17 protein-coding genes are annotated in these 20,917 nt (G+C 38.8%); 16 read left to right on the forward strand and 1 reads right to left on the reverse strand.

Translation table 11 applies throughout. The features are described 5' to 3' along the window. Window positions 1-44 precede the first annotated feature (44 nt). Window positions 45-1,388, reverse strand: coding sequence for a threonine/serine exporter family protein (locus ACMKPP_RS00160; RefSeq protein WP_004695419.1), 1,344 nt, complete (start codon window positions 1,386-1,388; stop codon window positions 45-47). A 171-nt stretch (window positions 1,389-1,559) separates the two neighbouring features. Here ACMKPP_RS00160 and ACMKPP_RS00165 point away from each other — a divergent pair, with 171 nt between their 5' ends. The 16 genes from ACMKPP_RS00165 to ACMKPP_RS00240 all read left to right on the forward strand — a co-directional run bounded on the left by ACMKPP_RS00165 (window position 1,560) and on the right by ACMKPP_RS00240 (window position 20,902). Further along, window positions 1,560-2,534: a biotin--[acetyl-CoA-carboxylase] ligase gene (locus ACMKPP_RS00165; protein ID WP_004695422.1), complete on the forward strand. Its 975-nt coding sequence runs from the start codon at window positions 1,560-1,562 to the stop codon at window positions 2,532-2,534. Window positions 2,535-2,543: 9 nt separating this feature from the next. Continuing rightward, window positions 2,544-3,311, forward strand: a complete 768-nt coding sequence (locus ACMKPP_RS00170; RefSeq protein ID WP_123138497.1) for a type III pantothenate kinase — start codon at window positions 2,544-2,546, stop codon at window positions 3,309-3,311. Window positions 3,312-3,405: 94 nt separating this feature from the next. Further along, on the forward strand, window positions 3,406-4,392 hold the full coding sequence (gene dusB / locus ACMKPP_RS00175; RefSeq protein ID WP_270279376.1) for a tRNA dihydrouridine synthase DusB: 987 nt from the start codon (window positions 3,406-3,408) through the stop codon (window positions 4,390-4,392). A gap of 123 nt (window positions 4,393-4,515) precedes the next feature. Further along, window positions 4,516-4,989 (forward strand): transcription elongation factor GreA, encoded by a 474-nt coding sequence (gene greA, locus ACMKPP_RS00180; protein ID WP_004695428.1) that lies wholly within the window; start codon window positions 4,516-4,518, stop codon window positions 4,987-4,989. Window positions 4,990-5,018: 29 nt separating this feature from the next. Next, window positions 5,019-6,536 (forward strand): lysine--tRNA ligase, encoded by a 1,518-nt coding sequence (lysS, locus tag ACMKPP_RS00185; RefSeq protein WP_008715811.1) that lies wholly within the window; start codon window positions 5,019-5,021, stop codon window positions 6,534-6,536. Window positions 6,537-7,126: 590 nt separating this feature from the next. After that, window positions 7,127-8,470 (forward strand): NCS2 family permease, encoded by a 1,344-nt coding sequence (locus ACMKPP_RS00190; protein ID WP_060919854.1) that lies wholly within the window; start codon window positions 7,127-7,129, stop codon window positions 8,468-8,470. Window positions 8,471-8,571: 101 nt separating this feature from the next. Continuing rightward, entirely contained in the window at window positions 8,572-9,852 is a 1,281-nt protein-coding gene (gene guaD, locus ACMKPP_RS00195; protein WP_119562106.1) for a guanine deaminase, read from the forward strand. A 242-nt stretch (window positions 9,853-10,094) separates the two neighbouring features. Further along, a complete protein-coding gene (locus ACMKPP_RS00200; protein ID WP_119562103.1) occupies window positions 10,095-11,048 on the forward strand; it encodes a cation diffusion facilitator family transporter in 954 nt (317 codons plus the stop codon). A gap of 125 nt (window positions 11,049-11,173) precedes the next feature. Beyond that, window positions 11,174-12,454 (forward strand): serine--tRNA ligase, encoded by a 1,281-nt coding sequence (gene serS, locus ACMKPP_RS00205; protein ID WP_270279375.1) that lies wholly within the window; start codon window positions 11,174-11,176, stop codon window positions 12,452-12,454. 13 nt (window positions 12,455-12,467) lie between these two features. Continuing rightward, a complete protein-coding gene (gene fsa / locus ACMKPP_RS00210) occupies window positions 12,468-13,112 on the forward strand; it encodes a fructose-6-phosphate aldolase (RefSeq protein WP_060919858.1) in 645 nt (214 codons plus the stop codon). Between the two features lie 59 nt (window positions 13,113-13,171). Beyond that, window positions 13,172-14,134: a class II fructose-bisphosphatase gene (gene glpX / locus ACMKPP_RS00215; RefSeq protein WP_004695442.1), complete on the forward strand. Its 963-nt coding sequence runs from the start codon at window positions 13,172-13,174 to the stop codon at window positions 14,132-14,134. Window positions 14,135-14,334: 200 nt separating this feature from the next. Continuing rightward, entirely contained in the window at window positions 14,335-15,600 is a 1,266-nt protein-coding gene (gene murA / locus ACMKPP_RS00220; protein ID WP_004695444.1) for a UDP-N-acetylglucosamine 1-carboxyvinyltransferase, read from the forward strand. Beyond that, on the forward strand, window positions 15,581-16,966 hold the full coding sequence (gene mreB, locus ACMKPP_RS00225; RefSeq protein WP_119562099.1) for a rod shape-determining protein: 1,386 nt from the start codon (window positions 15,581-15,583) through the stop codon (window positions 16,964-16,966). The genes murA and mreB overlap by 20 nt, the downstream gene beginning before the upstream one ends. Window positions 16,967-17,193: 227 nt before the next feature. Continuing rightward, a complete protein-coding gene (locus ACMKPP_RS00230; protein WP_123138501.1) occupies window positions 17,194-18,534 on the forward strand; it encodes a phosphodiester glycosidase family protein in 1,341 nt (446 codons plus the stop codon). Between the two features lie 88 nt (window positions 18,535-18,622). After that, window positions 18,623-18,907 (forward strand): biotin/lipoyl-containing protein, encoded by a 285-nt coding sequence (locus tag ACMKPP_RS00235; protein WP_004695449.1) that lies wholly within the window; start codon window positions 18,623-18,625, stop codon window positions 18,905-18,907. 12 nt (window positions 18,908-18,919) lie between these two features. Further along, complete coding sequence (locus ACMKPP_RS00240) at window positions 18,920-20,902, forward strand: SpoIVB peptidase S55 domain-containing protein (protein WP_004695451.1); 1,983 nt, start codon at window positions 18,920-18,922, stop codon at window positions 20,900-20,902. Window positions 20,903-20,917 lie beyond the last annotated feature (15 nt).

Raw genomic sequence — 20,917 nt, forward strand, 5'->3', positions numbered from 1 at the left:
TCCAAATGAAAAAGAGCTAGCCTTTTTAGAAGGCTAGCTCTTTTTTACTGTCCATCGTTTATATGACGTGTGGCAAGAAGTTCTGTCATGCGTTGTTCTTTTAGTTTTTGCAAATATTTTTGTGCCAAAACATTTGGTATAGCTACACCGATTGCTATAGCTATAGTTGTAAATGTGCCAGTTACACCATTTTGTATCATAAGGATTAGACTAGCATCATTTAATGCATTGATGTGTAACATGTCGAAGAGAAATCGGTAGTACAGTATACCGGGCATTAATGCGATGGCAGACGGCACGATAATGATAGTGCTAGATGTTTTTAACCAAGTAGAAACTTTTACAAAAATAATACTCATAATGGCAGCACCAATAAAGGTAGCACCTGGTGTAGAAAATCCTAATTCTACGGATAGTATATTGCGAATACATACACATAGTACGCCACCAATACCAATGGATACTAATAGTCTGACAGGAGCATTAAAAAGTACCGCAAAAGCAGCTGCAGCTGTAAAAGAACCGATAACTTGCTCAATGGAAATAACATGAGGTTTAATATCAACAAAATTAAATGCTGGTGCAGGGCTAAAGTAGAGTGCCATGGCCATACCTAAAGTCATGCTACCCACGATGAGTAATGTTCTAATAGCGCGTGTCATACCCGATAAAATATGATTATTAATGATATCGATGACACAATTGATTAATGGTACCCCAGGAATCATGAACAAGGTACAGCAAACGAGTACATATAGTAAGGATTCATTATTTACATGACTATAAAAAGCGTAAGCCGATATCATGGCACCAAATCCGCCTAATGCGATTCCTACATATTCATTAAGCCCTAATCTGCCTGATAGGGTGCGCGTAAAATAACCAATACTAGAACATATGATGGTAACGATGAATGCGATAATATCGCCACTGTAAAGGTATGCAAGACCTGCCGAACCTAGTGCACAAGCTAGTCCTTTTATCCAGTTTGGATACGTTGGTATAGTTGTATCCAGTTTGGCAATTAGTCGTTCATAGGTCGTTAGTGAGTAATGTCGCTCAAAGGCGCGCCATGTGAGCTTTGATACGGCATTGATCATAGCCATATTCGGAATATGAACTGGTGTTTTTCTGAAGACTGTTATGGATCGTTCTTTGTGTAATAGATTGACCATAATAGTGGTATATGAAATATGGATATTTAAGTAATCATGAGGAATTCCCATAAATGTTGCGGCTTTTAGCATTTCCTCAATGATTCGATTTGTATTTGCCCCACATTCCATTAGTAACTTCCCTATATTGAGTAGTACATCCAGTTTTCGATGAATATGGATAAAAGGGTTCTCTAAAACTTGATTTTTCTCTTCTAATGTAAACTGTTTCATATATCTCTCCGAAGGATAATAGATAGCATTATTGTTATCTATTTTTTTATGTATACCTTTATACTATATACATTATAACATTAATTATTTTAAATAATCCTTGCATTTTACAAGGTACACTTGTACAATCGAATTGTAAACCTAGGTTGACAAAGAAAGGGGCTCTAAACTATGCGTGATGAAGTGCTAGAATTCTTGAGACAAAACCAAGGTAGTTTCGTATCGGGACAAGATATGTCCGAAGCCTGCCATGTTTCGCGCACAGCTATTTGGAAACATATCAAGGCGTTACGTCAAAAAGGCTACAAAATTGAATCTTATACCAAGAGAGGGTATCGATTATTGGAAGAACCTGATTTGTTGAGCCCCTTGGCAATGAAACAAATCTTAAAAACAGATGTATTTGGTAAACGATATGTTTATATGGATACCACGGAGTCTACGAACTTAGAAGCTCGTCGTTTAGCTCAACAAGGTGCAGAAGAAGGTACGGTTGTGGTTACTGAGGAACAGGCTGCTGGTCGTGGGCGTTTATCTCGCGGTTGGTATTCTCCATTTGGCAAAGGCTTGTGGTTTAGCTTGATTTTACGGCCTGATTTTCCACCTGTAGAGGCTCCAAAGTGTACTTTGATGGCTGCTGTAGCTTTGACGAAGGCATTTCATAAGATGGGGCTCACCGATGCGGGGATAAAGTGGCCTAATGATATTCTTGTGAATGGTCGTAAGCTAGTAGGTATTTTGACAGAAATGTCTGGTTCTATGGAAGAAATTTCTCATATTGTAATGGGCATTGGGGTCAACGTAAAAACAAAACAAGAAGAATTACCAGAAGAGTTGAAATTAATTGCTACATCCCTTGCGATGGAAGATATTGATATTGAGCGCACAGAAGCATTTAGACTTATATTAGAAGAATTAGAACATCAATATTATGAAGTGCTCGATAGCGGCTTTGAAGAAACCCTTAATGAATGGAGGCAATTATCTGTTACGCTCGGTGAAGAAATTGAAGTGCGTGCTCCTGGCAATACCTATGAAGGGGTAGCTACAGATATTGATGAAGATGGTAATTTATTAGTAAGAATCTCAGATGGGACAATTAAACGTATTGTGGCAGGGGACGTATCAATTCGTCCACGTAAATAGGAGGCATTAATGTTATTAGTAATTGATGTGGGAAACACCAATATTGTTCTCGGTGTATACGACAAGACAGAACTTGTGGGTCACTGGCGTATTTCCACAGATCGGGTCCGTACCACCGATGAATATGGCATGCTGATGATGAACTTATTCTTTCACGACCGTAAGGTTGATGTAAAAGATATTAATGCTATCATTATTTCCTCGGTTGTACCACCATTAATGCCTACATTAGAGCGCGTGTGTTTGCGCTACTTTAATGTAAATCCTCTTATTGTAGGTCCAGGTACTAAAACTGGCATCGCTATTAAGTATGATAATCCTCGTGAAGTAGGGGCTGACCGTATTGTAAATGCTGTAGCAGCACATGAGCTTTATAAGGGCGATTTAATTATCATCGATTTTGGTACGGCTACTACCTATTGTGCGGTACAAGGTAATGGTGATTATATGGGCGGGGTTATTAGTCCAGGGGTAACCATTTCTGCAGAAGCTCTATTTCAACGGGCAGCCAAATTGCCTCGTATCGATGTGAGAGACCCAGGGCAAGTCATTTGCCGAAATACGGTGTCTTCTATGCAATCTGGTATGTTCTACGGTTATGTAGGGCAAGTAGAAGGACTCGTGTCTCGTATGAAAGCAGAAATGGGAAATCATGTAACTGTAGTGGCTACAGGTGGTTTGGCACAACTTATTAGCAGTGCTACAGACTGCATTGACCATGTAGAACCTATGCTTACATTAGAAGGCTTACGCCTTATTTACGAAAGAAATAAATAATGCTACTATAATATAGTTACGTATATGTAACGAAGTAGTGTACATTCAGGTACAGCTTATGCTGTACCTTTTTTATTAGGGGATATAGAATTATATGAATAATAAACAGTGGCAAATTGGGTCCGTTAAAATTGACGGACAAGCCATATTAGCGCCTATGGCAGGGGTTAGCGATATTGCGTATCGACTACTGGCCAAAGAACAAGGTGCCGCCTTGGTATGTACCGAAATGGTCAGTGCTATGGGTATTAAATATAAGAATGAGCGTACTCATGAATTATTGCGTATTGAAGATGCAGAACGTCCTGTATCCATGCAAATTTTTGGTTCTAATCCAGAAGCAATCGCTTTGGGGGCTAAGGTTGTGGCCGATGCAGGCGCCGATATTGTAGATATAAATATGGGTTGTCCTGTAAAAAAGGTAGTTACCTCTGGCGATGGTTCGGCACTTATGAAAAATCCTGATCTAGCGGCTCGTGTTTCAGAAGCCGCTGTTGAGGCTGTTGATGTACCGGTTACTGTAAAAATGCGTATTGGTTGGGATAGTGACTCTATCAATGTTGTGGATTTTGCAAAACGCATTGAGTCTACAGGTGTGGCTGCTATTGCCGTACATGGGCGTACAAAGGAGCAAATGTATAGTGGACATGCGGACTGGTCTTATATTAAGGCTGTGAAAGAAGCTGTATCTGTACCCGTACTTGGCAATGGAGATATAGTGAAACCTGAAGATGCTAAGCAAATGCTTGATGAAACCGGTTGTGATGCTGTAATGGTAGGCCGTGGTGCACAGGGGAATCCTTGGATCTTTGGTCGTATTCATCATTATTTAGCCACTGGTGAAGTATTGCCAGCTCCGACCGATATAGAGCGTCTAGATATGTTATTAAAGCATTTTGACTTGTTATGCCAATACAAGGGTGAAAGTATGGCCGTTAAGGAGATACGCACTCATGCGGGCTGGTATATGAAGGGACTTCCGGAATCTGCATATTGGCGCAATCGAGTGAATACAATTCATACTGTAACGAGCTTTCACAATGAGCTAGAATCATATCGCAAAATACTGTCCGAAGGGTAGTCAGATTGACAAATAAATAGTATTTTTATATAATGATTGAGATAATTTAGAAACAAGAGATAAGGTGTCATCTTACTATGACACTTTTTCTTATTATTTATATGTAGAAAGAGTGGGGTACCCATGGCAGACGTAAAAGAAACATTACTCACCGCCGAAGGTTTAAAGAAGTTAGAAGAAGAATTAGCGTACTATAAATCTGTACGCCGTATTGAAGTATCTGAACGTATTAAAACTGCTATTGAATATGGCGATATCAGTGAAAACTCTGAATATGATGATGCAAAAAATGAACAAGCTTTTATTGAAGGTCATATTGTAGAGTTAGAGAATAAGATTAACACTGCGAAGATTATCGATGAATCTGTAAAAGGTGACGTTGTATCTGTAGGTAGTAAAGTTACTGTACTTGACACTATGTACAACGATGAATTGGAATATGTTATCGTTGGTTCCTCTGAAGCGGATCCATTTAACAATCGTATCTCTAATGAATCTCCTGTAGGTAAAGCTATTTTGGGTAAACGTAAGGGCGATGAAGTAGAGGTTTCCACACCAGATGGTCCTGTAACATTCAAAGTGTTAGCAATCCAATAATTTACAATTACCGACAAAGAGGCGATAACATGAGTGAAGAAATTAAAAATATACAAGAAGAGCTGAATGAGCAAATGCAAATTCGCCGCGATAAATTAGCCGAATATGAAGCTGATGGTATTTACCCATTTGGCCAACGTTTTGTCGTAAAAGATTACGCAAAAGATATTAAAGAAGATTTCTTCTTGAAATATGATGGCCAGCCTGTAGTTATTGCAGGTCGTTTGATGACAATCCGTTCCCATGGTAAAACGGCATTTGCGAATATTCGTGATAAATCTGGTGATATTCAAGTATACTTCCGTAAAGATGTATTGGGCGAAGATGCTTATAAATACGTTAAAATGCTTGATATTGGTGATATCATCGGCGTAGAAGGTCACGTATTTAAAACGCATACCGGTGAAGTTACCATTAAAGTTAACAAATTAACATTGTTATCTAAGTCTTTACGTCCATTACCAGAAAAATGGCATGGATTAAAGGATACAGAACTTCGTTACCGTCAACGCTATGTTGATTTAATTGTAAATCCTGAAGTGCGTGATACATTTGTAAAACGCTCTCAAATCGTTGCTAAGATTCGCGAATACATGATGCGTGATGGCTTCATGGAAGTGGAAACACCGATGATGCATGCTATCCCTGGTGGGGCTGCTGCACGTCCATTTATCACTCACCATAATGCGCTTGATATCGATATTTACATGCGTATTGCACCAGAATTGTATCTCAAACGTTTAATCGTTGGTGGTATGGACCGCGTATTCGAAATGAACCGTTGCTTCCGTAACGAAGGTATCGATAATCGTCATAATCCAGAATTTACTACTATCGAATCCTACCAAGCCTATGGCGATGTAGAGGATGCGATTCGCTTAACAGAAAATCTTGTGTCCTACTGTGCTCAAGAAGTACTTGGTACACAAGAAATTACATACCAAGGTACAGAAATTAATTTGACTCCTCCTTGGAATCGTATCACAATGGCTGAAGGTGTAAAAAAATACACTGGTGAAGATTTTGATGCAGTCACAACTATAGAAGAAGCTCGTGCTATTGCTGATCGCTTAAATGTAGAATACACAGAAAATGATGGTATTGGTAAAATCTTAAATCTTTGCTTTGAAGATTATGTAGAAGAAAACTTGATTCAGCCAACTATCGTATATGGTCATCCTAAAGAGATTTCTCCACTTGCTAAAGCAAGTCGTGAAAATCCATTGGCTACAGAACGTTTTGAAGCTTTTATCTATGGTCGTGAATTGGCAAATGGCTTCTCCGAGTTAAATGATCCAATCGACCAAAAACAACGTTTCTTGGATCAATTAAAAGAACGTGAAGCGGGCGATGATGAAGCTCACCGCATGGATGAAGACTTCGTTACAGCTCTTGAATACGGTTTACCTCCAACAGCAGGTTTAGGTGTTGGTATCGACCGTCTTGTTATGTTCTTAACAGACTCTGCATCCATTCGAGATGTATTATTGTTCCCGTTGATGAAACCAGAAGCTCCTAAGCATTTTGAAGCTGAAGAAGCAGAATAATAATCGACACTATTAAGGCTCCCTATTCTTTGAGTAGGGAGCTTTTTATATATTTATGAAATAGTTAGTATCATATAAATATCATTTTAAACCTGTTACTACGATACTGCCTTTAAATATGTATTGAAACATGAATGCTATATGTAATTTTATACGATGGATTAATGGAGTGGTTAATATATTGAGCTCCTGTATCAGTCTATAAGTATATAACAAAATTAACGATATAAAGTCTATAGAAAATAATTTCTAGGATAATAAAATAGTTTATGATTATTCATCAATTGTTATTGACAGTGTATAAAAATAATTTTATACTAAGTGTGAGATGTGGTATTTACATAATATATATGATATAAATTCATGCATATAAAGTTTTTCTTATTTATCTTTGCTTTATCGAATCTGAATGTGATGATATAGATTAACTGTATAGAACTACTACATACCTTGTATAACCTTGACGGGATGGGTCAAGTCTCTCTAGCGTGAACCGAGATTTACGGCTACAAGAGCTTATTTATGATGCTCTTGTAGCCGTTTTTTATTTAACTAAATTTATATTTCTAAAAGTTTAGGAGGTAAGTGCGATGAGTTCAATGGATTATGAAAGAGGTAATCAAGCCAATGGTTGTCTTGATCGGTTTTTCAAGTTAACCAAACATGGAACATCAGTAAAGACTGAGATTTTTGCGGGTATTACAATGTTTATTGCATCAGTATACATTCTGGCAGTAATACCCAATCTATTATCTGTATCAGGAATGCCTCATGGTAGTGCTGTAGCGGCTGTAATTTTAACAACTGCCTTTGCGACAATGCTAATAGGTTTTGTTGCTAATGTTCCGGTTATCGTAGCACCTGGACTTGGCCTAAGTGCATTTTTCTCGTATACCATTTGCGGTGCTATGGGCCTTAGTTGGCAAACTGCATTAGGTGCCGTTTTTATTTCCGGTACAGTTTTTGTTATTTTAACAGTTACTAAAGTTCTTAATAAAATAGTAGATGGTATTCCACAAGTGCTGAAAACCTCTATTGGCGTAGGTATTGGTTTATTCGTTGCCTTCATTGGCTTTAAAAATGCTCATATAATTATTTCTGATAATGCTACATTTGTAACCCTTGGGAATATGAAAGATCCTGCAGTACTATTAACATTGTTAGGCTTGTTTATTACAAGTATTTTATTAGCTAAGCAGATTAAGGGTGGATTGTTAATTGGTATGGCCTTCACTACGATTTTGGCTATGGTGTTAGGTTTGACTAAGGTTCCTATATCTAGTTCGGATATCTTTAACTTGGTACCACCATTTCCAGTAGACACATTTGGTCAACTTGATGTAATGAGTGCTATTGGGTATGGCTTTTTCTCCATTATCTTCTCCATTACTATTGTGGATATGTTCGATAATATCGGTACATTGATTGGTGTAACGAGAAAAGCAAACTTAGTAAATGAAGAAGGGAAATTTGAAGGTTTGAATCGTGCCTTGCTATGTACGTCTATTGGTGCCGCAGCAGGTGCCGTTGTAGGTACCTCTACAGTTACTTCTTATATTGAAAGTGCGGCAGCCGTTGCTGATGGTGGTCGCACAGGTCTTACGGCAGTAGTAACTGGCCTTTTATACTTGGTATCTTTATTCTTTGCACCATTGTTCTTATTGGTACCGGTACAAGCGACTGCACCTGTACTGATTACTATTGGCGTATTTATGATGAGTGAGGTAACGCATATTGATTTTACTGATTTCACGGAAGCATTGCCTGCATTCTTAACAATTCTTCTTATGCCATTAACATTTAGTATTGCTCAAGGTTTATCCTTTGGTTTTATTTCTTATACATTAATTAAATTGGCCACAGGTCGTCATCATGAAATTCATCCTATTATGTACATCATGACTGTGGCGTTCATCATTCACTTTGCTATTTAAATAGCATATACTATGAATCATATAGCATAGTCTATTAAATGAAAATCTAGCGTAGTATATGGGCGCAGTACTTTAGGGCTCTAATCACGCGAGGAGGTTATATGAATTCAACGATTATTTTAAAAGGAAATATATTATATACACCGAATCCATCAGCACTTGTATCTATTCAACAGGGTTATGTTATTGCTGTAGATGGGGTGGTTGTTCATTGTGGTGAAAGTATTCCTACAGTTTATACAGAGTATGATGTTGTTGATTACGGTGATAATCTCATTATTCCTGGTTTTGTGGATACCCATGCGCATGCACCACAATATTGTAATCGTGGACTTGGTATGGATAAGGAACTGTTACCATGGCTTGAAACTTATACATTTCCTGAAGAGGCAAAATTTATTGATCCTGACTATGCTCGTCTAGTATATGGTGCCTTTGTTCACGATTTATGGCGCAATGGTACGACGAGAAGTATTTTGTTTGGCACAATCCATAAAGACAGCACATTGGTGTTGATGGAGCTTTTACAAAAAGCAGGATTGTCAGCTTATGTGGGCAAGGTAAACATGGACCGTAATAGTCCGGAATTTTTGATTGAAGAAACGAATCAATCCTTAGCTGATACTAAAGTATGGTTAGATGCGTCAGCTCAATTTGGACCTTTAGTTAAACCTATTATTACACCGCGCTTTGTACCATCTTGTACGAGTGAACTCATGACAGGACTTGCTAAATTAGCGAAAGAATACGATGTTCCTGTTCAATCTCATTTGTCGGAAAATCACGGTGAAATTGATTGGGTCGCATCATTACATCCTGAGTCGTCAAACTATACAGATGTGTACTATGAACATCATTTGATGGGTACCGTGCCAACTGTAATGGCCCATTGCATTCATTTGAGTGACGTAGAAATGGATCGCATGGCTGAAACGCAGACCATGGTATCTCATTGTCCATATTCGAATGTAAATCTTTCTAGCGGAATTGCACCGATTCGTAAGCTGATTGAGCGGAATATACCAATCGGTTTAGGCTCCGATATTTCTGGTGGACATATTGTATCGATGGCAAAGGTCCTTACTGAAGCTATTGGTTTATCCAAAATGAAATGGGTTGAAGTAGACAAAAACTATGCACCTCTCACCCTAAGTGAAGCCTTCTATATGGCTACCAAGGGTGGTGGACAATTTTTTGGCCACGTTGGAAGCTTTGAAAAAGGCTATGAATTAGATGCCCTTATTATCGATGATACGTCCCTATTCGACCCAAATGAACGTTCTTTGGAAGAGCGTTTAGAGCGCTGGCTATATGTAGGGGATGATCGCCATATTATTGAACGCTATGTGGCTGGTCGCGTAGTTCCGAGTCCAAAAGGGTAAAGTTTATATTTTACAGAAAAGAATACTGATGTATTTAAAGCAGCTAGTTTGTATGTCCTTCAAACTAGCTGCTTTTCGCTGCATTTTTCAGAACCTGACCGAGGTGTTAGATAAACTTTTGATTATGATTTATGGTAGGTTTTATAGCTTTCCTGTTTATATTACTGAACAGGGCGATTTTGCTCATCAATTCACTTGGTGTATAATAAAAAAATGTACAAATTAAGAAAGTGGGGGTCTTAATGGATATATTAGGAGCAAGACGCTCTATTGAACAAAAGCTATTAATGCAATCTGTTGCTTTGATGGCGCTAGTTGCGGTGAGCGGCACTGTGATGGGGATTGTAACGGGATCTAGTGCAGTGTTGTTAGATGGGGTATTCTCCTTCGTTGATGTTGTTATTAAGATTATGATGCTTATGACAGCTAAGTTAGTTGCTAGAGAAACGAGTAAGCGATTCCAATTCGGTTTTTGGCAATTTGAACCTCTGGTGCTCGCCGTGGAGGGCTTTTTTATTCTTCTCATAGTAATTTATGCCTTATCTAGTGGGATTACAGATCTTTTGTCTGGTGGACGCCACGTAGACTTCGGACCAGCTATTTTCTATGCTATATTCTTTACTATTGCAGATACTGCTTACTATCTTTATGTACGTCGTATTAATAAAAGTTTACAGTCTAACTTGATTAAATTTGATAATGTAAGCTGGTATGTCGATGCTTTGTTAGAAGCGGCTATCTTGATTAGTTTCGTTGTAGCTACTATGCTAGAAAGTACTGAATATGCTAGATGGGCTACCTATATTGACCCTATTGTATTAATTATTTTAGCGGTACAGATGATACCCTCTGCATTTCGTATCATTGTGCCATCCATGAAACAAATATTGGGATGGGCACCAACTTCATTGCATAATGAAGTGCAAGAAATTATGGATCGATTTATGGAAAAGTATAATTTTAAAGATTATGTGACGAGCGTGCAAGTATACGGCAATACTCGAATCATTGAAATTGATATTTTAGTTCCTAAAAGTTTTCCATATCAAACTATTGCTGAAATTGATGCTATTCGCAATGAAATTGACCAAGAAATCGGCGGTAACCCAACGGAAAAATGGGTGACCATTTCTTTTACAGGCACGCGTAAATGGATGGCAAAAGATTATTTGCTAGATGAAGAAGAGGATGAATAATATAAAATATTGGTGAGAAGTCTAGTATATAGCACATAATTTAATGATAAATACACCAATATATGGTATACTTAAACGTATTGAATATATTGTGCGTAACATAGTTGGAAAATGAGGTTTATAGTATGTTAGATTTAAAATTTGTCCGTGAAAATATTGATTTAGTGCAACAAAATTTAGATAATCGTCATACAAAAGGCGATCTGAAAACCTTTGTATCCGCTTATGATGAACGTCGTCAATTGATCGGCCAAGTAGAAGAATTAAAAGCGCTTCGCAATTCTGTAACAGAAGAAATTAGCAAATTAAAACGCAACAAAGAAAATGCTGATGAAAAAATCAAAGAAATGAAAAAAGTAGGCGATGAGATTGCTGAGCTTGATAACCGTATTCGCGAAGTAGAAACAAAATTGCGCGATGCGGCATTGATGTTGCCAAATATGTGTGATGCATCTGTTCCTATAGGTGCTGATGAAGATGAAAATGTGGAGCAACGTAAATGGGGAGAACCACGTCAATTTGATTTTGATATTCAAGCTCATTGGGATTTAGGTGAAAGCCTTGATATTCTTGATTTCAACCGTGCAGGCAAAATGAGCGGAGCTCGCTTTACTGTGTATAAGGGGTTAGGTGCTCGTTTGGAACGCGCGCTTATCAACTTCATGGTGGATCTTCATGTAGACAAACATGGCTATACTGAAATGATGACGCCATATATGGTAACTCGTGAAACTTTGACGGGCACTGGGCAATTGCCTAAATTTGCTGAAGATATGTATCATGTAGAGGGGACGGAATATTTCTTGATTCCAACTGCTGAGGTTACATTGACTAATTATCACGGTGGCGAAATTTTGAGTGAAGAGGAATTGCCTAAATACTATACTGCATTCACCGCATGTTTCCGTGCTGAAGCGGGTTCCGCGGGGCGTGATACTCGTGGCCTTATTCGACAACATCAATTTAACAAAGTTGAAATGGTTAAATTAGCTAAACCAGAAGATTCTTTCAAAGAATTAGAAACATTAACAGATAATGCAGAAGAAGTATTGCGCTTATTAGAATTACCGTTCCGTGTTATCACTCTGTGCACAGGTGATATGGGCTTTGGTTCTGCTAAAACCTATGATGTAGAGGTGTGGATGCCTGCACAAGGCAAGTATAGAGAAATTTCCTCTTGCTCTAATATGACTGATTTCCAAGCTCGTCGTGCTAATATTAAATTCCGTCGTGGACCTAAGGGTAAACCGGAATTCGTTCATACATTAAATGGATCTGGCCTTGCAGTAGGGCGTACAGTAGCCGCTATCTTGGAAAACTATCAACAAGCCGATGGGTCCGTTGTAATTCCAAAAGTTCTCGTGCCATACATGGGTGGCGTTGAAGTGATTTCACCGGCTAAATAAGAGGGGGCATTTTATGAGATTCTTTATTGATACAGCAGAATTTGATGAGATTAAAGAGGCCTATGACTTTGGTTTTATTGATGGCGTAACTACAAACCCATCGCTTATCGTGAAAGCTAAACGCGATTTGAAACAAGTTATTTCTGAAATTGCAAACCTTGTTGATGGACCTGTTAGCGCAGAGGTTATTTCCTCTGATGCTGAAGGCATGGTGGCGGAAGCACATGACCTTGTGAAATTAGGCTCTAACGTGGTTATTAAAGTTCCTATGACTCCAGAAGGCCTTAAAGCTGTTGCTGTTTTGAGCAAAGAAGGCATTAAAACGAATGTGACTTTGATTTTTTCTGCAAACCAAGCCTTATTAGCTGCTCGTGCAGGTGCAAGTTATGTGAGTCCATTTGTGGGACGCATTGATGATATCAGCATGGATGGCCTTACATTAATCCAAGATATTGCAGATATTTTCGCTATTCATGAAATTGAAACTGAAATCATTGCTGCTAGTGTGAGAACACCGCTGCATATTATTCAATGTGCTAAAGCAGGTGCTCATATTGCAACTGTTCCATTTAAAGTACTCATGCAAGCTATGAAACATCCGTTGACTGATGCAGGACTTGCAAAATTTATGGAAGATTGGAAACAAGCTAATCAATAAGTTAGAGACTCTAGGTAAGAGTCATATCAATACATAGAGGACTTATAAGGAGGCCCATTATGGATCGTACATTATCTTTGGAATTTGCTCGTGTCGTTGAAGCCGCAGCTTTGCGTAGCGGTCGTTTGCTTGGCCGTGGGCAAAAGGATGCAGCCGATGGTCTTGCTGTAGATGCTATGCGTCAAGCGTTTGATTCTGTTCGCATTTCTGGTACTGTGGTTATCGGAGAAGGCGAAATTGATGAAGCTCCTATGCTTTATATTGGAGAACACGTAGGTGCTGGCGGACCAGAAGTAGATATCGCCGTTGATCCTATTGAAGGGACAAACTTGATTGCTAAAGGTCAAAATGGTGCTATTGCAGTTATGGCGATTGCAGAAAAAGGTGGCTTGTTACATGCACCGGATATGTATATGGAGAAACTTTGTGTTGGTCCTCGAGGTGCAGGTGCTATTGATATTACGAAATCTTTGACCGAAAATATCAAAAATGTAGCGGCTAAAATGGAACGTAATGTAGATGAAATCACGTTGGTTATGCTTGATCGTGAGCGTCATCAAGGCTTGATGAAAGAGGCTCGTGAAGTAGGGGCTCGTATTATGCTCATTTCTGATGGTGATGTTAATCCAGCTATGGAATGTTGTATCGAAGGTTCTGGGGTGCACATGGTTGTAGGTACTGGTGGTGCACCTGAAGGTGTATTAGCGGCTGCAGCCTTAAAATGTGTAGGCGGCGATATGCAAGCTCGTTTAAAACCAGAAACGGAAGAAGAAATTCGTCGTTGCCATGAAATGGGCATTGCCGATGTAAACCAAGTGCTCACATTAAATGATTTAGTTCGTACTGATGATGTTATCTTTGCGGCTACTGCTATTACACGTGGTAACTTATTAAATCCAATTCAATATTTCCCAGGTGGTGCGCGTACACATACTATTGTGATGCGGTCTAAAACTGGTACGGTTCGTTTCCTTGATACAGTACATATGGATCATAAACTTAAAACATTAAAAGCTAAATAAGAATAAAGCCCTGAAATATATTCAAAAATTGGATATAAATTTTTGAGATATATTCAGGGCTTTTTTTCTTTGTATTTTCTCTCATTCTCTTGATGAGATATATCGAAAAATAGTATAATAACATTTAGTATATGACGTTATAAATACAAGGTCTTGTAGCTTATACAAGATGAACGATATAAAGTGTAGGAGGAATTCTGTTGGAAAAGTTAATCATTCAAGGTGGCAATCGATTGGAAGGACGTGTACGTGTTAGTAGTGCTAAAAATGCAGTACTCCCTATTATTGCCGGTACTTTGCTAGCATCAACGCCTAGTAAATTGCTTGAAATTCCAAATTTAGAAGATGTAGGCACGATTTGCCAAGTTATCGAGTCTTTGGGGGTTAAAATCACTCGTAATAATGCAGATGGTGAAATTGTTTTCGATGCTTCTACATTGACTGCTACGGAAGCTCCTTATGAACTTGTGCGTAAAATGCGTGCATCCTTCCTTGTCATGGGTCCACTTTTGGCTCGTAAAGGGGAGGCTAAAATTTCAATGCCTGGTGGATGTGCTATCGGTGCACGTCCTATTGATCTTCATTTAAAAGCATTTGAAGCATTAGGTGCAAAAATTGAAATTACTGAAGATTATGTATATGCTCATGCTCCGGAAGGACTTAAAGGGACTCAAATTTATTTGGATTTCCCAAGTGTGGGGGCTACAGAGAATGTAATTATGGCTGCTTCTATGGCGGAAGGTAAAACCGTTATCGAAAATGCTGCAGAAGAGCCTGAAATTGTTGATTTAGCTACATTCTTAAATGCTATGGGGGCTAATATTCGCGGAGCTGGTACAAATGTGATTCGTATTGAAGGTGTACCTCAATTACACGGTGCTATTCATACAGTTATTCCTGACCGCATTGAAGCTGGTACATATTTAATCGCCGCTGCTATGGCAGGTGGTGATGTATTCGTAGAAAATGCATTGCCAGAACATCTAAAACCAGTAGTGGCTAAATTAAAGGAAGCTGGTGTAACAGTAGAGGAAGAAATCGACGGCATTCGCGTTATCAGTAGTGGTAAAGGCATTAAAGCTGTCGATATTAAAACATTGCCATACCCTGGATTCCCAACAGATATGCAAGCTCAATTTATGGCTCTTACTACGATTGCGGAAGGCACTAGTACAGTAACAGAAACTGTATTTGAAAATCGTTTTATGCATGTTGCTGAACTTCGTAAAATGGGGGCGCATATTGACATCGATAATCGTCAAGCTATTGTCGAAGGTATGCCAAGCTTACACGGGGCTATAGTGAATGCTACTGACCTGCGTGCTGGAGCGGCGCTGGTATGCGCTGCATTGACTGCGGAAGGTAGAACAGAAGTCGGTCGTTTACATCATATTGACCGAGGTTATGATGATTTTGTAGGTAAATTGCAAAGGTTAGGTGCTGATATTGTTCGGGTTGACGAATAAGAGTACACAGCCAAAACAAAATAAAAAGAAAAGAAGCCGGCGCTCTAAAGGGCCGGCTTTATACAACGAGCAACAGAGCTTAGGTGCTGCAAAGGTTGAGAATTCGAAAGCAAGTACTACACGCAAACCATTGAGAAGGACAAAACGTAAGTCCACTAAGCTTTCAAATGGCGTGGCAAAGCAAGCTAATCATTTAGCCTCCAATATGCGCGAGACCATGATTAAAGTTACAAAAATGCGCCGTGCTGAACGACGTAGTCGTGAGACTGTAGCGATTGCTAAAACAACGCCAGCCATGACATTAAAACGTTTAGTTCGACCTGAGCAAGTTGGAGATTTTATGAGTCGTTTGAATCGATCCTTAAACTTCGATTTGGGAATTGATTTAGGGACTGCAAATATCCTCATTTTTGCGAAGGGTAAAGGCTTGGTATTAGATGAACCTGCGTATATTGCACGGGATAATAAAACCGGTGATATTCTTGCTTTAGGTGAGGCTGCACGTTCTATGGTAGGCCGCACTCCAAAAGGGATTTCCGTCATCCGTCCAGTTCAAGCGGGCGTTATTGCAGATTATGATATGACAGAATTCATGTTGAAGTACTTTATTCGCTCCGTTGTACCTGCTTCTAGATTGATGAAGACGCGTATTATCGTATGTGTGCCATCAGGCATTACACCTGTAGAGAAACGCGCCATTTTAGAGGCTTTACTCAGAACCGGTGCAAAAAAGACGGTCCTTATTGAAGAGCCATTGGCTGCTGCTATGGGGACTGGTCTCAATGATGCTAAGCACGTAGGGGCGATGGTTGTCGATGTTGGCGGTGGCACTACGGATATTGCCGTTCTTTGTGATACGGGTGTGGTTGTAAGTGAATCACTTCGCATCGGTGGAGATTCTTTTAACGAATCTATTATTCGTTATATCCGCCGTAAGAAGCGCCTCGTTATTGGTCCGCTAACGGCAGAGAAAATTAAAATTTCTGTAGGGACTGTGGATCGTCGTGCAAAGGAGCGTACGATTGAGGTACGAGGACGAGATGCAAGTTCTGGATTACCAAAGATGGTTGCGGTGAATTCTTTAGAGATTCAACGTGCTCTAGAAGCACAAGTGATGAATGTTTTGGAAGGCGTTAAGTCCATTTTAGAAAAAACTCCACCGGAACTTGTGGCCGCTATCAATGATCATGGTATCATTCTTACTGGTGGTGGCGCGCTCATCGATGGATTAGACCGTGTTATTACACGTTCTATTGGAATCGCGGCATACCTTGTAGAATCTCCAAGATATGCAGTAATTAAAGGTGTTGCAAAGGCTTTAGATGAAATGTCACAGCTTCGTGATACATTAGATGAGTTACAATAATATAGTTACAATAATATACCATGATGAAGTGAGCTTAAATTGACGAGGTTATGGTCTACAGTTATTCTATTTTATGTATGGAGTATCTTTAGATTGTAACCTCGTTTTTCGTTTATTTTTTGAATTTTTCATCTTTATGCTGTATACTATAGTAAAAGTATATTGCGTAAAATTGATGTAATGATATAAGGCCATTATTATGGTTTGTAGCTATAGAGGAATTAAAGATGAAACGATATCTGTATATGACTTTTGCTGTTTTAGGTCTACTGGGTAGTACCGTTCCTCATGCTGAGGCCGGTAATTTAACAGGGGTGCGCGTATCTAATCATGAAGGTACAAGCCGAATTGTTTTAGATGTATCTGAAATGCCTGTATCTTGGACTCAATCCTATAATGAAGAAACACATGCTCTTACATTGAACTTAGGGGGTACTACAAATGGTTTAACTGGCCCCATATCACAAAATGATAAAAAAACGGGAGTTCTTAAAGGCATTGGCTTACAACAGGTTAATGGGGCTTTACGAGTAACATTAACAGCGAATAAGGATGTACAACATCATGAGTTTGCATTAGAAAAGCCTTCGCGTATAGTAGTGGATTTATTTTCTGGCTATGCGCAACAGACTACAAAAGATGTAAATAAATCTGTAACGTATAGCAAAATTAATAACACCGTAGCTGAAGGGAAAATTCAAGCCTTTGCATTGACCGTAGATAATGATTCACCTATGGTGGTGGCGCATGTTCCAGAAGGTAAACCATTATCTTCTGTTACTCAAGCTCATACAGCTATCATTGGAGCAAAGGTAAAAGGGGGCAGTTTTGAACGACCTTACTCAGTGGCGAGTGATGGAGCCATTGATTTAGAGCGTATTTCTAATCGTGGTACGTTACGATATACGCCTAATAGAGGATACTTTATAGAAGAGAAAAAACCTTTACTTCAAGCTAAAACAAAGAATGAGAGTTTTGTAATCACCTCCGTTGATACGGTTCGTAAAGAGAATGCCTTGACTCTTTATACGTCAACTTATGGTCCTTCTACAAAGACCAATGAATATGGTTATGAAGTGACTATAGCTAATGGCAAGGTTATTAGTAAACAAAAGGGAAATTCTAAAATTGGGGAAAACCAATACGTATTGTCTGGTCATGGCGAATCTGGAAATGCTTTACGTAAATTAAAAGTTGGAACACCTATTACGATTCAAAATAGAGAAGAACTTGCTCAAGTTAGTACTACTGGAGGAGCTAGTTTAGAAGTGGGCACTATGGTGATGAAAGGCGGTCGCTATGTAGGCGCTGATGAATCTAATAACAAAGGTCGTAGCTTCATTGGAACCACAAAGGAACATGATTTAGTTGTGCTAACAGTTGATAAATCCGAACTTCAATCTGTAGGTGTGACTCAAAAAGAAGGAGCTCAGTTATTGTCTAAATTAGGTGTTGTTGATGGCGCTGAATTATCAAATCAAGGTAGCATTGATATAGTTATCAATGATGATTATGTACACAAATCTTCTGCACCTATGAGTTATGAGGATATAGTAATCATAAAATAGATTCGCTGCATACAATTTTGTTTGAAATATTACTAATAATTTAGTATACTATAAATACATAACTAATTTTGTAAAAGGAGGGATCGTTATGAAAAGAGTAGTGTTAGCTTTAGCTGCATTAGGCATTTTAAGTGTTAGCTCTGTAATGGCGGCCCCTGTATCATACCAAAGTGTATTAACAGGTAAAGTTGCTTCTACAGTTTCTGTTGGTACTTCTGTAACAGAAGGCCAAACATTGGTGACTGTAGAGACATTGGCTGGTCCTATGGCTGCTGCTAAATCTACTGTAACTGGTACTGTAACGGCGGTTAATGTTACAGTGGGTTCAGACGTTTCTCGTGATCAAATCGTTGTCACTGTAGAAAGTAAATAAAGGAGAGAAGGAATGAAGTTTTCTCATTCTTGGCGTCGGTATAGAAAAGCGATACTGGCGCTTTTCTTCTGTACTTCACTTACAACTGCACAGGCTATTGATTTTATGCCTGTCAATGATGTAACAACAGGTATGGAAGGTATTGCAAAAACTGTAATCGTAGGGGATACTATTTCCACCTTTGATGTAAAGGTACTGGGTGTCATGAAGGATAAGGGACCATCTGGTCATCTTATTTTAGCCAAGTTTTCCGGACCCGTTATGGATCAAACTGGTGGCATTGCGCATGGTATGAGTGGTAGCCCTGTATATATAAATGGTAAACTCGTTGGGGCTGTTGCTTATGGCTGGGGGTTTGCGGATGGTACGATAGGTATGATTACTCCTATTGAGGATATGGTCAAACTATGGAATATACCATATGAGAAAAACTTATCTAAACCTTGGGATGATACACAATTGATTCCTTTAGGTACTCCACTTATGGCATATGGCTTCGATGCGGCATCAATGGAATACTTTAAATCGAAGTTACCACAATATAAATATGAAACATATGACACCGCAAGTGCTAGTGGTGATGAAATTGCAAAACCTTTAGAAGCTGGTGGCTCAGTAGCGGCTTTGCTAGTTGATGGTGACCTTAAATTGGGCGCTATTGGTACTGTTACTCATGTAGATGGTGAAAAGGTTGTTGCCTTTGGTCATCCATTCTTAAAACATGGTTCTTCTAACTATTTTATGCACAATGCAAGTATCTTTACCGTTGTAAAAAGCTATAATGCTGCCTTTAAGCTTGGCTCTATGGGTAAAGAGATTGGCTCTGTTACCGAAGATAGAGGTGCCGGTATTGCAGGTGTATCAGGCGTGATTTCGCCAGGTATTCCATTGCGATTCCATTTAAAGGATATTGATATGGGCCGTGATAGAACTAGTTCCGTCAAGGTTATTGAAGATGGTGAAATGACACCAACTTTAGCAGCTACAGCCTTATACAATATGTTGAATAAAACATTGGATCGCAGTGGCTCTGGTACGGCTACAATTTCTTATACTATTACGCCAAAAGGGAAAGAACATAAGCCATTAACGCGGACAAATATGTTCTACAGCTCTGATTCTATTAGTGAAAAAGCAGTTGATGAATTTTATAATGTCATTGATGTTCTTATGAACAATCGATTCATCAACTATGAAATTTCGGATATTTCGGTTGAAACAAACGTAACGCAAGATAAGAAAACAGCAAAGCTTATCGATGCTTCTGCTTCGTCTACTGTAGTTTCTCCTGGGGATACTATCGTAGTAGATGTAACATTAGAGCCGTTCCGCGGTGAAAAGGTTATTAAACAAATTTTCTTTAAGGTACCTGAAGATCAAGCTATTGGTAAGTATACCTTAGAGGTGCGTGGCGGTGGCGAGATTCCATTGCCATACGTATTGGAAAAACAGAAATATAATTTAACAGATGAAATTTTACGTCGTTTGAAGGTTCATAAAGATTTTGATGAGCTTTATGATGAAATTCAAAAGACAGATACAAATAATCAAATTGTTGTAGAGTTTTTGGAAGATGGTATCAGCTTAGTTGATGAAGATGGCTCTCAATCTGTTAAAAAGGCTAAGCTTAAAGATGTGGAATCAAAACCTATGCCAGGGGATGTAAAGAAAAAAACAGGTCAAGAAGATTTGAGTTCTAGTAAGGATGATGAAAAGAAACCTGAAAAGACTGCTGTTGATACTGAGTACATTGTGCAAGGTGATGGTCAATTTACGATTCATGTAATGAAGCCTGCTGATCGGGATAAAGAATTAGCAAAACGTGTCAAAGAAGCGAAACATCAGATTAAGATGGAACGCAAGTTAGAATTGGAAGATCAATCTAAAAAAGATAAAACGGATAAAGCTGAGTCTAAAAAGGATTCTAAAAAAGAGTCGAAAGAAACTAATAAAAAAGACGAGGCTAATGCTGGTGGAACAAATACAGCTGAATAAGTTGAAACTGTAAGG

The organism is Veillonella parvula (genome assembly GCF_048309325.1).
Classification (GTDB): domain Bacteria; phylum Bacillota; class Negativicutes; order Veillonellales; family Veillonellaceae; genus Veillonella; species Veillonella parvula_T.

What these genes read in the sequence shown, in the direction of transcription:
- fsa (WP_060919858.1), top strand. Translation starts at nt 12,468, where the DNA reads ATGAGATTCTTTATTGATACAGCAGAATTTGATGAGATTAAAGAGGCC.
- ACMKPP_RS00200 (WP_119562103.1), top strand. Translation starts at nt 10,095, where the DNA reads ATGGATATATTAGGAGCAAGACGCTCTATTGAACAAAAGCTATTAATG.
- ACMKPP_RS00160 (WP_004695419.1), bottom strand. Translation starts at nt 1,388, where the DNA reads ATGAAACAGTTTACATTAGAAGAGAAAAATCAAGTTTTAGAGAACCCT.
- lysS (WP_008715811.1), top strand. Translation starts at nt 5,019, where the DNA reads ATGAGTGAAGAAATTAAAAATATACAAGAAGAGCTGAATGAGCAAATG.
- ACMKPP_RS00240 (WP_004695451.1), top strand. Translation starts at nt 18,920, where the DNA reads ATGAAGTTTTCTCATTCTTGGCGTCGGTATAGAAAAGCGATACTGGCG.
- ACMKPP_RS00190 (WP_060919854.1), top strand. Translation starts at nt 7,127, where the DNA reads ATGAGTTCAATGGATTATGAAAGAGGTAATCAAGCCAATGGTTGTCTT.
- glpX (WP_004695442.1), top strand. Translation starts at nt 13,172, where the DNA reads ATGGATCGTACATTATCTTTGGAATTTGCTCGTGTCGTTGAAGCCGCA.
- ACMKPP_RS00230 (WP_123138501.1), top strand. Translation starts at nt 17,194, where the DNA reads ATGAAACGATATCTGTATATGACTTTTGCTGTTTTAGGTCTACTGGGT.
- serS (WP_270279375.1), top strand. Translation starts at nt 11,174, where the DNA reads ATGTTAGATTTAAAATTTGTCCGTGAAAATATTGATTTAGTGCAACAA.
- ACMKPP_RS00170 (WP_123138497.1), top strand. Translation starts at nt 2,544, where the DNA reads ATGTTATTAGTAATTGATGTGGGAAACACCAATATTGTTCTCGGTGTA.
- ACMKPP_RS00235 (WP_004695449.1), top strand. Translation starts at nt 18,623, where the DNA reads ATGAAAAGAGTAGTGTTAGCTTTAGCTGCATTAGGCATTTTAAGTGTT.
- ACMKPP_RS00165 (WP_004695422.1), top strand. Translation starts at nt 1,560, where the DNA reads ATGCGTGATGAAGTGCTAGAATTCTTGAGACAAAACCAAGGTAGTTTC.
- dusB (WP_270279376.1), top strand. Translation starts at nt 3,406, where the DNA reads ATGAATAATAAACAGTGGCAAATTGGGTCCGTTAAAATTGACGGACAA.
- greA (WP_004695428.1), top strand. Translation starts at nt 4,516, where the DNA reads ATGGCAGACGTAAAAGAAACATTACTCACCGCCGAAGGTTTAAAGAAG.
- guaD (WP_119562106.1), top strand. Translation starts at nt 8,572, where the DNA reads ATGAATTCAACGATTATTTTAAAAGGAAATATATTATATACACCGAAT.